At 51.7% G+C, this 13,577-nt stretch carries 11 protein-coding genes; 6 read left to right on the forward strand and 5 right to left on the reverse strand.

Annotated elements, in window-relative coordinates:
* Positions 1 to 3: 3 nt before the first annotated feature.
* Complete coding sequence (gene hemA, locus ACI2J2_RS07635; protein ID WP_209632846.1) at positions 4 to 1,266, reverse strand: glutamyl-tRNA reductase; 1,263 nt, start codon at positions 1,264 to 1,266, stop codon at positions 4 to 6.
* A 713-nt stretch (positions 1,267 to 1,979) separates the two neighbouring features.
* On the opposite strand from hemA, the gene lolB reads away from it, so the two are divergent.
* From lolB to prs, 3 genes are all read left to right on the forward strand, one after another.
* On the forward strand, positions 1,980 to 2,603 hold the full coding sequence (gene lolB, locus ACI2J2_RS07640; protein WP_209632845.1) for a lipoprotein insertase outer membrane protein LolB: 624 nt from the start codon (positions 1,980 to 1,982) through the stop codon (positions 2,601 to 2,603).
* On the forward strand, positions 2,600 to 3,466 hold the full coding sequence (gene ispE / locus ACI2J2_RS07645; RefSeq protein WP_209632844.1) for a 4-(cytidine 5'-diphospho)-2-C-methyl-D-erythritol kinase: 867 nt from the start codon (positions 2,600 to 2,602) through the stop codon (positions 3,464 to 3,466). The genes lolB and ispE overlap by 4 nt, the downstream gene beginning before the upstream one ends.
* A gap of 172 nt (positions 3,467 to 3,638) precedes the next feature.
* The gene (gene prs / locus ACI2J2_RS07650; protein ID WP_041414469.1) at positions 3,639 to 4,586 is read left to right on the forward strand and encodes a ribose-phosphate diphosphokinase; all 948 of its coding nucleotides are present in this window, start codon (positions 3,639 to 3,641) and stop codon (positions 4,584 to 4,586) included.
* A 184-nt stretch (positions 4,587 to 4,770) separates the two neighbouring features.
* Here prs and ychH read toward each other — a convergent pair whose 3' ends face one another.
* The gene (gene ychH, locus ACI2J2_RS07655) at positions 4,771 to 5,049 is read right to left on the reverse strand and encodes a stress-induced protein YchH (RefSeq protein WP_037420452.1); all 279 of its coding nucleotides are present in this window, start codon (positions 5,047 to 5,049) and stop codon (positions 4,771 to 4,773) included.
* Positions 5,050 to 5,361: 312 nt separating this feature from the next.
* Here ychH and pth point away from each other — a divergent pair, with 312 nt between their 5' ends.
* Positions 5,362 to 5,952 (forward strand): aminoacyl-tRNA hydrolase, encoded by a 591-nt coding sequence (pth, locus tag ACI2J2_RS07660; RefSeq protein ID WP_061807756.1) that lies wholly within the window; start codon positions 5,362 to 5,364, stop codon positions 5,950 to 5,952.
* Positions 5,953 to 5,995: 43 nt separating this feature from the next.
* Here the strand turns inward: pth and ACI2J2_RS07665 are convergent, their stop codons facing one another.
* Entirely contained in the window at positions 5,996 to 7,525 is a 1,530-nt protein-coding gene (locus ACI2J2_RS07665) for a SulP family inorganic anion transporter (RefSeq protein WP_404759778.1), read from the reverse strand.
* A 988-nt stretch (positions 7,526 to 8,513) separates the two neighbouring features.
* On the opposite strand from ACI2J2_RS07665, the gene ychF reads away from it, so the two are divergent.
* On the forward strand, positions 8,514 to 9,605 hold the full coding sequence (gene ychF / locus ACI2J2_RS07670) for a redox-regulated ATPase YchF (protein WP_209632842.1): 1,092 nt from the start codon (positions 8,514 to 8,516) through the stop codon (positions 9,603 to 9,605).
* A gap of 113 nt (positions 9,606 to 9,718) precedes the next feature.
* Here ychF and ACI2J2_RS07675 read toward each other — a convergent pair whose 3' ends face one another.
* Positions 9,719 to 11,005: an MFS transporter gene (locus ACI2J2_RS07675; RefSeq protein ID WP_404759779.1), complete on the reverse strand. Its 1,287-nt coding sequence runs from the start codon at positions 11,003 to 11,005 to the stop codon at positions 9,719 to 9,721.
* A 141-nt stretch (positions 11,006 to 11,146) separates the two neighbouring features.
* Between ACI2J2_RS07675 and ACI2J2_RS07680 the strand changes: the two genes are divergently transcribed.
* Positions 11,147 to 12,064 carry an AraC family transcriptional regulator gene (locus ACI2J2_RS07680; protein ID WP_404759780.1) on the forward strand — a complete coding sequence of 306 codons (918 nt, stop codon included), beginning with the start codon at positions 11,147 to 11,149 and terminating at the stop codon, positions 12,062 to 12,064.
* A 40-nt stretch (positions 12,065 to 12,104) separates the two neighbouring features.
* On the opposite strand, the gene ACI2J2_RS07685 is transcribed toward ACI2J2_RS07680, so the two are convergent.
* Positions 12,105 to 13,574, reverse strand: a complete 1,470-nt coding sequence (locus tag ACI2J2_RS07685) for an aldehyde dehydrogenase family protein (protein WP_404759781.1) — start codon at positions 13,572 to 13,574, stop codon at positions 12,105 to 12,107.
* Between the last annotated feature and the right edge of the window lie 3 nt (positions 13,575 to 13,577).

Consider the following 13,577-nt stretch of genomic DNA (forward strand, 5'->3'; position numbering starts at 1 on the left):
AAACTAATGCTGATCCAGCCCGAGGCTGTCGCGTAATAATTGCAACCGCTCCACGTCGCCATCGCCGGCGGCCTGTTGGAGGGATTTGGTAGGGGCATGAATAAGGCGGTTGGTCAGCCGGTGGGCCAGTTCGTGAATAACCTGTTCCACGTCGGCGCCTTGCGCAATGGCAGCCAAGGCTTTGGTTTCCATTTCTGCACGGATCTGATCGGCCTGCGAACGGTAATCGCGGATGGTTTCCACCGCGCCCTGTGAGCGCAGCCAGGCCATAAAATTGGTGCTTTCCTGCTGAACGATCGACTCCGCCTGCACTGCCGCGGCCTTGCGCTGCGCCAGATTGCTTTGAATGATGGCGTGCAGATCGTCCACGCTGTACAAATAGGCGTTAGCCAGTTTGCCCACTTCGGGTTCTATATCGCGAGGTACGGCAATATCCACCAACAGCATCGGTTGGTTACGGCGCGCTTTTAGCGCCCGCTCCACCATCCCTTTACCGATGATCGGCAGCGGGCTGGCGGTAGAACTGATAATAATGTCGGCGTCCGCCAAACGTTCGTCGATCTCCGGCAGCGTAATGACTTCTGCGCCGACTTCATCCGCCAAGAGTTGGGCACGTTCGCGGGTACGGTTAGCGATAATCATGTGCCGTACTTTGTGCTCGCGCAGATGACGCGCCACCAGCTCTATCGTCTCGCCTGCGCCGACAAGCAGCACATTCAGTTCAGCAAGCGATTCGAAGATTTGTCGTGCCAAAGTACAGGCGGCGAAAGCCACGGATACGGCACTGGCACCAATTTCAGTTTCGGTGCGCACGCGTTTGGCAACAGAGAAGGATTTTTGGAACAGACGTTCAAGCTCACCGGACAGTGACTGACCGCGTTGTGATTCAGCAAAGGCTTTTTTTACCTGCCCGAGGATCTGTGGCTCACCCAGTACCAACGAATCCAGCCCACTGGCCACACGCATCAAATGGCTAACTGCGTCATTACCGTGGTGCCAATACAGGCTTTTACTCACTTCTTCCGGGCGCAGATGGTGGTACTCACACAGCCAGGCAACCAGCTGTTCGTGAATATGTTCCTGTTGTTCCACGCTAAGGTAAAGCTCGGTACGGTTGCAGGTAGACAACACGACACCGCCCTGCACCAACGGTTGTTGGAGCAAGCTGGTCAGCGCCTGTTCGATTGACTCTGGAGAGAAGGTCACCCTTTCACGCAGAGAAACCGGAGCGGTTTTGTGATTTATACCTAACGCCAGCAGGGTCATTGCTTCGAGTAATACTTCTTTTGGTACGGGTTCTCGTTGAACGGCATTCTACTTGATGCGCGGGATCAATAAAAGTCACAACCGCATCTTCCGTTCAATCGCTGAAATAGTCAGCACCAATTGATTAATCTATAATAAATACAGCAGGATAAATAACAATTTGACGACATATCATACTGAATTTTAGTGCAGCATGCGATATTGCGCACAGTATTCGGTAAAACATACACCCTGAGTATACCGGTAGCGATCAAACATCCGGTGATTACCAGCCCAAAGTGCCGCAACGGAAGCTAGGATCTAAAAGGAATGAGACCTGTTGGCAAAAAACATGTTTAGCCTGAAGGTAGAAAAATGCAGAGCCCGCAAAGCATAACAACGAAAAAATAATCCGTACTGAAAGCTTCATACTCGTGTGTCCTCCCGGCGATAAACACTCACATCATACCCTTCACGACATCAACTAAACGCCAACGACAAGCGATCGGCTGCCCAGAGATATTCTTGTGTTCGCAGCGGCAGGGTTGAGTGATTGTGTTAATCTTAATAGCAAACGCTGCGCATAACCCCGAGCCACATCGCCCTGACAAAGCCGGGAAGATTCAACGCGATGCAGCAAAAAATTGACTCGCCTGCGCAGCCCCGCTAGCGTAAACGGTGATACCACGGTTTCGCTGTGCGTGCCCGTAAGGACAAAAGGACAAGAGAAAGTTATGCCAATCCGCAAAGTTAGTTTGCTACGCCTGATCCCGCTGGCCAGCCTGGTGCTGGCTGCCTGTACCACCACCAAACCGTCCGGCCCGGCAACCAGCCCAACGTCGCCGCAGTGGCGAGCTCATGAACAAGCGGTGCAACAGCTTGATCAGTATCAGACCCGTGGTTCTTTTGCCTATCTGTCAGACCAGAAAAAAGTCTACGCTCGTTTCTTCTGGCAACAGTATTCACCTGAACGTTATCGCCTGCTGCTGACCAACCCGCTTGGCAGCACTGAGCTTGATCTCAACGTACAGAAAAACGTGGTGCAGTTGACGGATAACCAAGGCAAACGCTATGTCAGTGACAATGCCGAAGAGATGATCCGCAAACTGACCGGCATGGCCATTCCGCTGGACAACCTGCGCCAATGGATGCTCGGTCTGCCAGGTGAAGCCAACGACTTCAAGCTGGATGACCAATACCGTTTGAACTCGCTGAGTTACCAGCAAGGCAGCCAGACCTGGACCGTGGACTACCAGGATTACAACAACAGCCTCACACCACAGTTACCAAGCCGCCTCGAGCTGAAACAGGGTGACCAACGCATCAAGCTGAAAATGGATAATTGGACACTCAAATGATCCGTCAGTGGCCAGCACCCGCTAAACTCAATTTGTTTTTATACATCACTGGGCAACGCGCCGACGGTTACCACCTGCTGCAGACGCTGTTCCAATTTTTAGATTACGGCGACACGCTGACCATCGACGTGCGGCAGGATGAACATATCCGCCTGCTGACGCCTGTCGAAGGCGTGCCGGACGAACAAAACCTGATCGTCCGTGCTGCACGGTTATTGCAGCAGTATTGCGATCGCCACGAACTGAACACCGCCCCGCGCGGTGCCGACATCAGCATCGAGAAACGCCTGCCGATGGGGGGCGGGCTCGGCGGCGGCTCCTCCAATGCAGCCACGGTATTGGTGGCGTTGAACGCACTGTGGCACTGCGGCTTGAGCGATGACCAATTAGCGGAACTGGGGCTGACCCTCGGTGCCGATGTGCCGGTTTTCGTTCGGGGTCATGCCGCGTTTGCCGAAGGTATTGGTGAACAATTACAACCGGCGAACCCGCAAGAAAAGTGGTATTTGGTTGCCCATCCGGGCGTCAGCATCCCTACCCCCGTCATTTTTGGTGATGCCGATTTAAAAAGAGACACCCCGGTTCGCCCGTTAAATGTGCTGTTACAGGCAACTTACGCAAATGATTGCGAACCAATAGCAAGAAAACGTTTTCGCGAGGTTGAACAGCTTGTTTCTTGGCTGTTAGAATACGCGCCGTCACGCCTGACTGGCACAGGTGCTTGTGTGTTTGCTGAATTCGACACAGAAACCGCCGCCCGTCAGGTGTTAAATCAAGCCCCGGAGTGGATACGTGGTTTTGTAGCGCGTGGCGTTAACGTCTCTCCACTACATCGCATTCGTTCCGGGCAGATTGAGCCGTAGTTCTCGTTTCGCTGCGCAGAGTCGTTCACACCTGGCCCTGTAATCCCTGCGCCGCTGCGGTTCAAATTGTTTTTTTACACACCCGTATGATATTGCGCCGGCGTCGCTAACTGCCCCTTAGCGGAGGCCGAATGACAATATCTTCTCTGGACGCATGCCTGAGGTTCTTCTCGTGCCTGATATGAAGCTTTTTGCTGGTAACGCCACCCCGGAACTAGCACAACGTATTGCCAACCGTTTGTACACCAGCCTTGGTGACGCCGCTGTAGGTCGTTTTAGCGACGGCGAAGTGAGCGTGCAAATCAACGAAAATGTACGCGGCGGTGATATTTTCATCATCCAGTCCACCTGTGCCCCTACCAACGACAACCTGATGGAACTGGTTGTTATGGTAGATGCCCTGCGTCGCGCCTCCGCAGGTCGTATTACTGCTGTTATTCCTTACTTCGGTTATGCCCGCCAGGATCGCCGCGTGCGTTCTGCTCGTGTGCCAATCACGGCCAAAGTTGTCGCCGATTTCCTCTCCAGTGTAGGGGTTGACCGCGTTTTGACGGTGGATCTGCACGCTGAACAGATCCAAGGCTTCTTCGATGTTCCGGTAGATAACGTGTTCGGTAGCCCGATCCTGCTGGAAGACATGCTGCAACAGAATCTGGAAAACCCAATCGTGGTTTCCCCAGACATCGGTGGCGTAGTGCGCGCCCGCGCTATCGCCAAACTGCTTAACGATACCGATATGGCTATCATCGATAAACGCCGCCCACGTGCGAACGTTTCCCAGGTGATGCACATCATTGGTGACGTGGCAGGCCGTGACTGCGTGCTGGTCGACGACATGATCGACACCGGTGGTACCTTGTGTAAAGCAGCTGAAGCGTTGAAAGAACGCGGTGCCAAGCGCGTATTTGCCTACGCGACACACCCGATCTTCTCCGGTAACGCTGTGGAAAACATTCGCAACTCGGTGATCGATGAAGTGATTGTCTGCGACACCATTCCGTTGTCACCAGAAATCAAAGCACTGAAAAACGTACGTACTCTGACGCTGTCTGGCATGCTGGCTGAAGCCATCCGCCGTATCAGCAATGAAGAGTCAATTTCTGCAATGTTCGAGCATTAATCACTTCTCTTTTCGGTGCGGTACCCTGCCGCATCGTCTTGATGAGTTGCCCGACAGCAGAAAAAGAAAAACCCGTTGGTGCATATGCAGCAACGGGTTTTCTACGGGTAGTCGAACATGACCTTAGACCTTAATGCGTGGCAGGTGTCCTTTGCCTAATGCTAGCTCCCTTTTATCTTTTTAATCAATGTGACGGACGATGATTATCGTTACGGCAACGTTTATCAAAGTGTTTTACCCACCAGTAGCGATCAGCCACCTGCTCACGACCGCCAATACGGGCACCGACCAGCCATAGCAACGCCCCCACGAAAATACTCATGATTGCGCCATGGGCGAAAAATTGCGGTAAATTGAACTGAGATACTTCAGCAACAATGGTGTATCCGACGCCGCCGACCATCACGATCAGCCCCAGCCCCATAAAAAAGTTGCCCATTCTGTCCGCGTTTCTGCGTTTCATATGCCACCTCCATAGTGCCATTTGCCAACTGGGATAACTCATTAACTGGTTAACCCACTTTGATAAGTTGAGTATAGCCTCTGCCCCGGCAAGATGATTGAGGAAGTGATCACAAATGGTAAAGAAAACATGACAAATCTTTACCCTATACGAGTCATTAGCTAACAAATTGAATGGTTCCGCTAATGAATTAATCTTTCTTCTCGCGATAACCGTACATCGGTGCTGAGTATGCATCAGGATTTTGTCATTCGGTGTGTGGACAGGTAGACTAATGCCCTTTCCAATAAGTCGATCAAAGCGAATCCCCCAGTGAGCAGTATTAAATTGATAGTCGGCCTGGCGAATCCAGGCGCTGAATATGCCCAGACGCGCCACAATGCCGGTGCCTGGTACGTCGATTTACTGGCCCAGCGCCATAATCAGCAGTTGAAGGAAGAGAGCAAATTCTTCGGCTACACCGCCCGTCTGAATCTGGCGGGCAATGACGTACGACTGCTGGTGCCCACCACCTTTATGAACCTCAGCGGCAAAGCTGTGCTGGCCATGGCCAATTTCTACCGCATTGAGCCAGACGAAATCCTGGTGGCACATGATGAATTGGATATTCCACCCGGTGTCGCAAAAATCAAACTGGGTGGCGGCAACGGCGGCCATAACGGACTGAAGGATATTCAGAACAAGTTTGGCAATAACCCGAATTTCTACCGCCTGCGCATCGGTATTGGTCACCCGGGCGATAAAAACAAAGTGGTGGGTTTCGTGCTTGGCAAGCCACCGGCCAGCGAGCAAAAAATGATTGATGAAGCGATCGATGAAGCGGCGCGTTGCACCGAGCTCTTGCTGACGGACGGATTGGAAAAAACCGTTCGCCGCTTGCACAGCTTCAAGGCGCAGGCCTGATAGTGAACAATTGCAGCGGGCATCGCGCCCGCTGCTGGCTGCGTTAGGTTCTCAATTTGAAGGTTTCTTCGCCAACTTTCGCGTCATCGGTTTGGTAACCTTCCTCAGCCACGTAATATTGGGGATCGTCCAGTTCGTGGCTGCAAAACGGGCCAGCTTGTTTCAACAGGCGTACGCAGTCGCTGCTCAAATGACGTAGCCGAATCGATTTCCCCGCTGCCAAATAGCGTGCCGTCAGCTTATCAATCGCCTCAACCCCGCTGGAATCCATCACTCGGGTACCGGCAAAATCCAACACCACATTTTGCGGGTCGTTTTTGGGTTCGAACAGTTCGGCAAAGGCCGCTGTGGAACCAAAGAACAGCGGACCGTCCAACTGATATACCGCAACCTCGCCTTCCACCTGATGCTGACGCACACGAATACGCGCCTGCTGCCAGGCAAACACTAACGCCGAGATAATCACCCCACTGATCACCGCCATCGCCAGATCGGTAAAGATAGTAATCAGGGTGACCAATAACATCACCAACGCATCCGCTTTCGGCATTCGGCGTAAGCGGCGCAGCGAGCTCCATTCAAAGGTGTTGTAGCACACCACCAGCATCACTCCGGCAAGTGCCGCTACCGGCAACAGGCCGATATAGCCCGACAGGCTAACGACAAAAAGGATTAACAGCACCGCACCGACGGCACCAGAAATACGCCCGCGACCGCCAGAGGTGAAATTGATGATCGATTGACCAATCATCGCGCAACCGGCAAAACAGCCAAACAGGCCACATACCGCGTTGCCTGCGCCTTGGGCGATACTCTCACGGTTGCCATTGCCTTTCTTCCCGCCCATTTCATCAAGCACTGTCATGGTTAGCAGCGATTCTATCAATCCCACCAGTGCGATAACCACCGCGTACGGCAATACCACTTTCAGCATTTCCAGGTTGAACGGTGCCATCGGCAAGCTGAAATGCGGCAACGCCCCGGAGATATCTGCCAGATCGCCCACCCGCAGGGTATGCAGGTTAAACCCAATTGCCAGAGCCGAAACCACAATCAGCGCCGCTAACGAGGCTGGAATAACCCGCGTTAACCGCGGGAATAACATCACCACCAGGATCGCCAGAGCCACCAGTCCGTACATCAGCAGCCCCTGCCCTGCAATCATATGCAATTGTGCCAACATGATGACGATCGCCAGGCCATTCACAAAGCCGTGGATAGCAGGCAGTGGCACCAGCCGTATAAACTTACCAAGACGGAACACGCCGATCAGAATCTGGATAACCCCGGCGAAAATCGTCGCCCACAACACATAGGCCATACCCTGTTGTGCAGCCAGGCTCATCAATACAACCACTATCGAACCCGCTGCGCCCGAAACCATGCCCGGCTTGCCACCAAATAGTGCGGTCACCAGACCGATAATAAACGCGGTGTGCAATCCGACGATGGGGGAAAGCCCGGCGACCAGTGAAAAGCCGACCGCCTCAGGTATCATTGAAACTGCCACGACAAAGCCCGCCAGAACCTCGTTCTTGACGGCTGACAGCCTGAAATTGTTCAGGTTAAACATGGAATAATCACTTCTGACAGATAAAACACATTCCCGCAGCACGGGAAGCAGAACCGCATGGCGCGGCTAACCTCAGGAGGGAGTAACTCAGGGTGGACTGGGCAAGAAGTACATCCGACACGTTTCCTGTAGGTTAATCAGAAGTGTCAGTATGTGTAAATGTGATCTAAATCTCAATAAAAAACCGACTGGGTTGCCGCACTTCACCGCCCGTTCGCGAAAAAAACGCCATGGCATCGTCCGTTTTGCGGCCCATTGAATTGCGTGTGCTGATGAAAACGGCCAACTGAATTCTCAAGCCAAATCGCACTCTTACCTTCATCCTGGGGTTCAGGCGTGCAGAAAGGACCCTCTGAGGCAGCCAATAGATTCACATTCATCACCCACCCTCTAACTTTCAACGGAAATGAATAAGAAAATGACGACAGTAATAATGGCAACAGCGGAAATATAAAAATACAGAACTCATTCGTGATATGAAAATCAAGATAACTGATCAAGAAAAATTAAAAAATTCAATTTAAAATAACACCGCAGGCGATATTTAATAATTAAAAAACAACTTGATTAGATAACGAAAAACGTCCAACGACTCTCATAAATGTTATGTGTAAGCTGTATTCGGTGATTGCAAAACCACGGGCCAACGATAAATGCAACAAAGCACGCTAATAGGCCAATGCTCAGGAAACACCGCATTCCGCAATTCCAATTTTGGCAAATCAAGGCCATCTACAAGGCGGAACCCGCTTGACACCGCCAACACAACCGATGACAGGCCCCTGTTAAGGCTGATTGCCGGTTAAAAAACAGGCCAGGCGTAGTCGAACGTCAATCACTCACCGGCTGCATCACCCCATTTTCCTGTGATACACAGCCAGATCGAGAAAAACGGTCATTACGTGTATAATGGCGCCATTATTTCGTCCTTTATGCAGTGGGTTAAACCTAACCGGCTGATAGTTAAGATATTTAAGGTGAGAACAACATGGGATTCAAATGCGGTATCGTCGGCCTGCCTAACGTAGGCAAATCCACCCTGTTCAACGCGTTGACCAAAGCGGGTATCGAAGCAGCCAACTTCCCGTTCTGTACCATTGAACCTAACACCGGTGTGGTACCGATGCCCGATCCGCGTCTGGACCAGCTGGCCGAGATCGTTAAGCCTCAGCGCATTCTGCCAACCACCATGGAATTCGTTGACATCGCGGGCCTGGTTAAAGGTGCGTCCAAAGGTGAAGGTCTGGGCAACCAGTTCCTGACCAACATCCGTGAAACCGAAGCGATCGGCCATGTGGTTCGTTGCTTTGAAAATGACAACATCATTCACGTAAACAACAAAGTTGACCCGGCTGATGACATCGACGTCATCAACACCGAACTGGCACTGTCGGATCTCGACACGTGCGAACGTGCTATTCACCGTGTGCAGAAAAAGGCGAAAGGCGGCGACAAAGACGCGAAAGCCGAACTGGCCGCACTGGAGAAATGCCTGCCACAGTTGGAAAACGCCGGTATGCTGCGTGCGCTGGATCTGTCCGAAGAAGATAAGGCAGCTATCCGCTACCTGAGCTTCCTGACGCTGAAACCAACCATGTACATCGCCAACGTCAACGAAGACGGCTTCGAGAACAACCCATACCTGGATAAAGTGCGTGAAATCGCGGCGGGCGAAGGCTCGGTAGTGGTTGCCGTATGCGCCGCGGTAGAGTCAGACATCGCCGAACTGGAAGACGAAGACCGCGCAGAATTCATGGCCGAACTGGGCCTGGAAGAGCCGGGCCTGAACCGCGTGATCCGTGCCGGCTACGAGCTACTGAACCTGCAAACCTACTTTACCGCCGGTGTAAAAGAAGTTCGTGCCTGGACCATCCCTGTTGGCGCCACCGCACCGCAGGCAGCCGGCAAGATCCACACCGACTTCGAGAAAGGCTTTATCCGCGCACAGACCATCGCTTTTGAAGACTTCATCACCTACAAGGGTGAGCAAGGTGCCAAAGAAGCCGGCAAAATGCGTTCAGAAGGTAAAGACTACATCGTTAAAGATGGCGACGTGATGAACTTCTTGTTCAACGTCTAAGCCCCAGCATCAAACTCAAAAAACCACGCTCCGGCGTGGTTTTTTCTTTTCATATTGCCTGGCAGGATCTTATGACAGTATCCGCGAACACCGGGTATCAGCTCTTGAACATGTCATGCCTTTCTCAATAAAAGCAGCCACAATGCGAGTACGGAAAACACGGCATATATCGCCATAAAAAGGAAAATAGAGGCTAATAACGCGCTAAAAACACCCATTTTATCCGCCAGCCAACCTGCGGCCAAAGGCGTGGCATTGAACAAATAAACGATAAAGTAAAACTTTGATACCGCATGCCAATCCGGCGCTGCCAAAGACATTTTATTCACCAAAATGGCACCCCCCACAAAAACCGCGCCATACGAAAAGCCGGACAACGCCAGGCTGATTGCGGCACTCAAAACAGAGCCGTCCTCCAAAGCCATCGTCATAATCACCATCGAGAAAACTTGCGCAATCAGCCCCAGTATCAAAGAGAATTCAGGCTTCAAAAAACGCGGGAGCGTCAACTGCACCACGCCGGCAACCAACAAATAACTCGTGGCGATATAGCCAAAGTAAGCGGATGACTGAAGCCCGAACACATCAATTGCCGTCGTCGGCCCCAGAGAAAGGATTAATGCGGCATAGGACCAAGAGATGAATACACACAACGCAAGCAGGTAAAAGCGGGTTTTACTAAAGTCAGCGTCATTATTTTCTGTCGCTTTCGCCCCCTCTGCACTGGCGCTCGGTGGCGTATGCTTCGGCCAAAAAATAACGATGGCGAGAGCGGATAAAGAAACAAGCGTGGCGATGGTCACCGACGGCGATGCAAGGGGATAAAACGCCAGCTGAGAATAAACGCTGCTGATCATCGGCCCCAACGCCAGGCCGGTCACCAACGCCAAACTGCCCAGTTGTGCGGCGCGTTTTGCACTGTCACCCTGGCTGAACTTAATCAACAGCGTGTTAATTATCGCCGTCACCATTCCAGCGCCCAAACCGGAAATAAACCTGAAAGCGCAGAGCGCGTGTAACGAACCGGCAAATGAAAAGCACAGCGTTGGCACCACCACAACCATCAGCGAGGCAACCAGTATCAATTTGGCATTTTTACCGGTTATGTTGAGCTTCCGTGATAGAAACAGTGCCAGCAGCACGCCAAACCCGTATGAAGAAAAAATGAATGTCAGGTCGATATTACGCAGTTCAAAGGTTTCTTTATATAATGGATATAACGGCGTAGGAGAGCCACTGTTCAATAAGATAAAAAACAAAGCGGCCGTTAGCGCCGCCAATATGCCCTTATGGCCTCGGGTTATCTGAGAGTAAGTCATAATACCACCGTCATTGAAAACCCAAAGGGTAGCACCCTGCAAGATCGTGAACTTTCGCCCCCGTACTTTTTTTCTTATCATTCGGACATTAAAGCCAAATAGCCTATTGAAAGACGGCCGCCAACACACACCATGTATTCACCCACGACAGCCGCAGGGCGGTATGTACAGACATGTCCAAAATAGCTATTATTCCAATAATAAATTTTATCAGAGCAGGTAATGATGGATCCGTTATCCGATATTGTTTCCAGGCTAAAAATAAGCAGTCAGAAAATTGTCACTTTTGACATGGCTATCAATACCAAAGCGCTGTTTCCAGAATATTCCGGCATGAAGATCTACATTGCCAAGAGCGGCTCGTTTTTCATCAAAATGGATGGGGATACAGCCACTTATCAAATTGACCAAGGCGATGTGCTGATTTTATCAAGCGGACGAGAATTCAGTATTTTCGATAACGCCAATGCCCCGTCTATTGATATAAGAAAAATCCACGTGATGAAGGACAGATCCTCTTACTTTACCAATGGAGGGAACGCTTTCTCATTTGTGGGTTGTCGATTCGTATTCCAAATCAACGACACCTTCCGCTTTATCACCAGTCTTCCTGAACCCATAGTGATCAAAACGCAAAGAGAAGAAAACGAGGGCATTAAGGATTTCTTGACCCGACTGTCATCGGAGATAGAAAAGCCGGGCCCCGGTGCAGAGTTAATCACAGAACATCTTTTACAAATCATTTTTACGCAGGCGTTGAGAGTGCTGTTGTCCTCAGGCGCGCTTGGCCATGGCGAGGGTTGGTTTTATGCGATGGCTGACAAAAATATCGGACTGGCACTGACCTGCATACACGATCAGCCGGGAAAGAAATGGCGTCTGGATGATCTCGCCAAAGTTGCCGGCATGTCACGCACCGCCTTTACCACAAAGTTCAGAAGGCTGGCCGGCTATAGCGTCAACGAGTATATCCGCGTCTGGCGGTTTAGCCTGGCCATCGAGCGAATGGTGACCAATAAAGAAAAAATATCCCAAATCGCATTTGATCTGGGATACGAATCGGAAAGCGCGTTTAGCACCGCGTTCAAAAAAAGCATGGGGGAATCGCCAAGAAGTTACATCAGTAACCATGCTCCCTGACGAACCAACGGCGGCACATCCCTGTGCATTTCTTATGCTGTTATGCTTTTTCTGCAAACCAGACAGCGGGGAGATCCGTCTGCAACGTTATTGTTTTAATTTGCGTGTAGGCATTGAGCGTTTCTTTGCAAAACTCTCGACCAATCCCGCTGTTCTTGTAGCCGCCGAAGGCGGTGCCATCGGTAATATTTGAATAACGGTTAATCCAAACGGAGCCCGCTTCCAGCCTGTCGGCGGTATCCATGGCGTTTTTCAGACTGGTAGTGTAGATCCCTGATGCCAGGCCATATTCGCTATCGTTAGCCTGCGCGATCATCTCTTCGTAATCAGACCATTTGATCAACGTCAGTACCGGCCCAAAAATTTCCTCTTGGCAAATACGCATCGTATTTTGCGCAGAAAAAATCGTAGGTTCGATGAAGTACCCTTGCTCGCAACCGGCTACGATGCGGCGTTTCCCACCGGTTAGCAACGTTGCGCCCTCATCAAGGCCCGTTTGTATATAAGCGAGCACCCGCTTGCCCTGTTTTTCAGAAACCAGGCAGCTGACGCGAGAGTGCTCCTCTAAAGGCGAACCTATGCGAACGCGTTCAAAAGACGCCACCAGCTTGGCACAGAAACTGTCGTAAATATCTGCATGAACGAACAGCCGTGTTCCCGCCAGGCAAGACTGCCCATTATTGTGGATGGCGGCGAACGTCACGTTATCCACCACCGCATCAATATCGCTGATATCAGGGAACACAATATTGGGGCTCTTGCCGCCCAGTTCCAGCGTGACAGGCACCAGCCGTTCAGCCGCCGCCTTGGCGACCAGCTTGCCTACTTCCGTGCTGCCGGTGAAAGATAGCTTGCGCACCTTTTTATTGCCGGTGAGCGCCGCCCCCGCCACGCTCCCCAACCCGGTAATGATGTTAACGACGCCAGCGGGGAAAATCTTGGCAATCATCTTTCCCAGTTCCAGGGTCGAAAGCGAAGCGTTTTCATCGGCCTTCAGCACCACCGTATTACCGGTCACCAACGCCGGTGCCAATTTGAATGCCGCCATAATGGCCGGTGCATTCCAGGGAATAATCTGTCCACACACGCCAAGCGGCTCGCGCTTCGCCAGGCTGTAACCGTCTGCAATCCCCCTTCCGGTGTCCTCATGCCCCATGATCACCGCAGCAAAATAACGATAGTGCCTGACCGCCGTTTGGTAATCACGGCGGACTTCACTGATACAACGGCCCACATCCTGCGCGTCGATGTGTGCCATTCTTTCCATGTCGCTTTCCAGCATATCCGCCAGTTGCAGCACCAGGCGTGCGCGGGCCTGTTGCCCTAACGCTTTCCATGCCGGGAAAGCGGCTTGTGCCGCCAGGACGGCGCGTTCAACATCCTGTTCGCTGCAGTAGTGCAAATCCGCCAGACGTTCTCCAGTCGAGGGCGAAATGACAGGATGGATGTCTGCGCCACCCAGCTCAAATACGTTGTTAATCAGGGGCCCGTAGGCTTTATTCAATTTCATATT

The organism is Serratia sp. NPDC087055 (genome assembly GCF_044900985.1).
Taxonomy (GTDB): domain Bacteria; phylum Pseudomonadota; class Gammaproteobacteria; order Enterobacterales; family Enterobacteriaceae; genus Serratia.

Coding starts and splice junctions, on each gene's coding strand:
- hemA (WP_209632846.1), bottom strand. CDS start 1,266: ATGACCCTGCTGGCGTTAGGTATAAATCACAAAACCGCTCCGGTTTCT.
- lolB (WP_209632845.1), top strand. CDS start 1,980: ATGCCAATCCGCAAAGTTAGTTTGCTACGCCTGATCCCGCTGGCCAGC.
- ispE (WP_209632844.1), top strand. CDS start 2,600: ATGATCCGTCAGTGGCCAGCACCCGCTAAACTCAATTTGTTTTTATAC.
- ychH (WP_037420452.1), bottom strand. CDS start 5,049: ATGAAACGCAGAAACGCGGACAGAATGGGCAACTTTTTTATGGGGCTG.
- ACI2J2_RS07665 (WP_404759778.1), bottom strand. CDS start 7,525: ATGTTTAACCTGAACAATTTCAGGCTGTCAGCCGTCAAGAACGAGGTT.
- ychF (WP_209632842.1), top strand. CDS start 8,514: ATGGGATTCAAATGCGGTATCGTCGGCCTGCCTAACGTAGGCAAATCC.
- ACI2J2_RS07675 (WP_404759779.1), bottom strand. CDS start 11,005: ATGATAAGAAAAAAAGTACGGGGGCGAAAGTTCACGATCTTGCAGGGT.
- ACI2J2_RS07680 (WP_404759780.1), top strand. CDS start 11,147: ATGATGGATCCGTTATCCGATATTGTTTCCAGGCTAAAAATAAGCAGT.
- ACI2J2_RS07685 (WP_404759781.1), bottom strand. CDS start 13,574: ATGAAATTGAATAAAGCCTACGGGCCCCTGATTAACAACGTATTTGAG.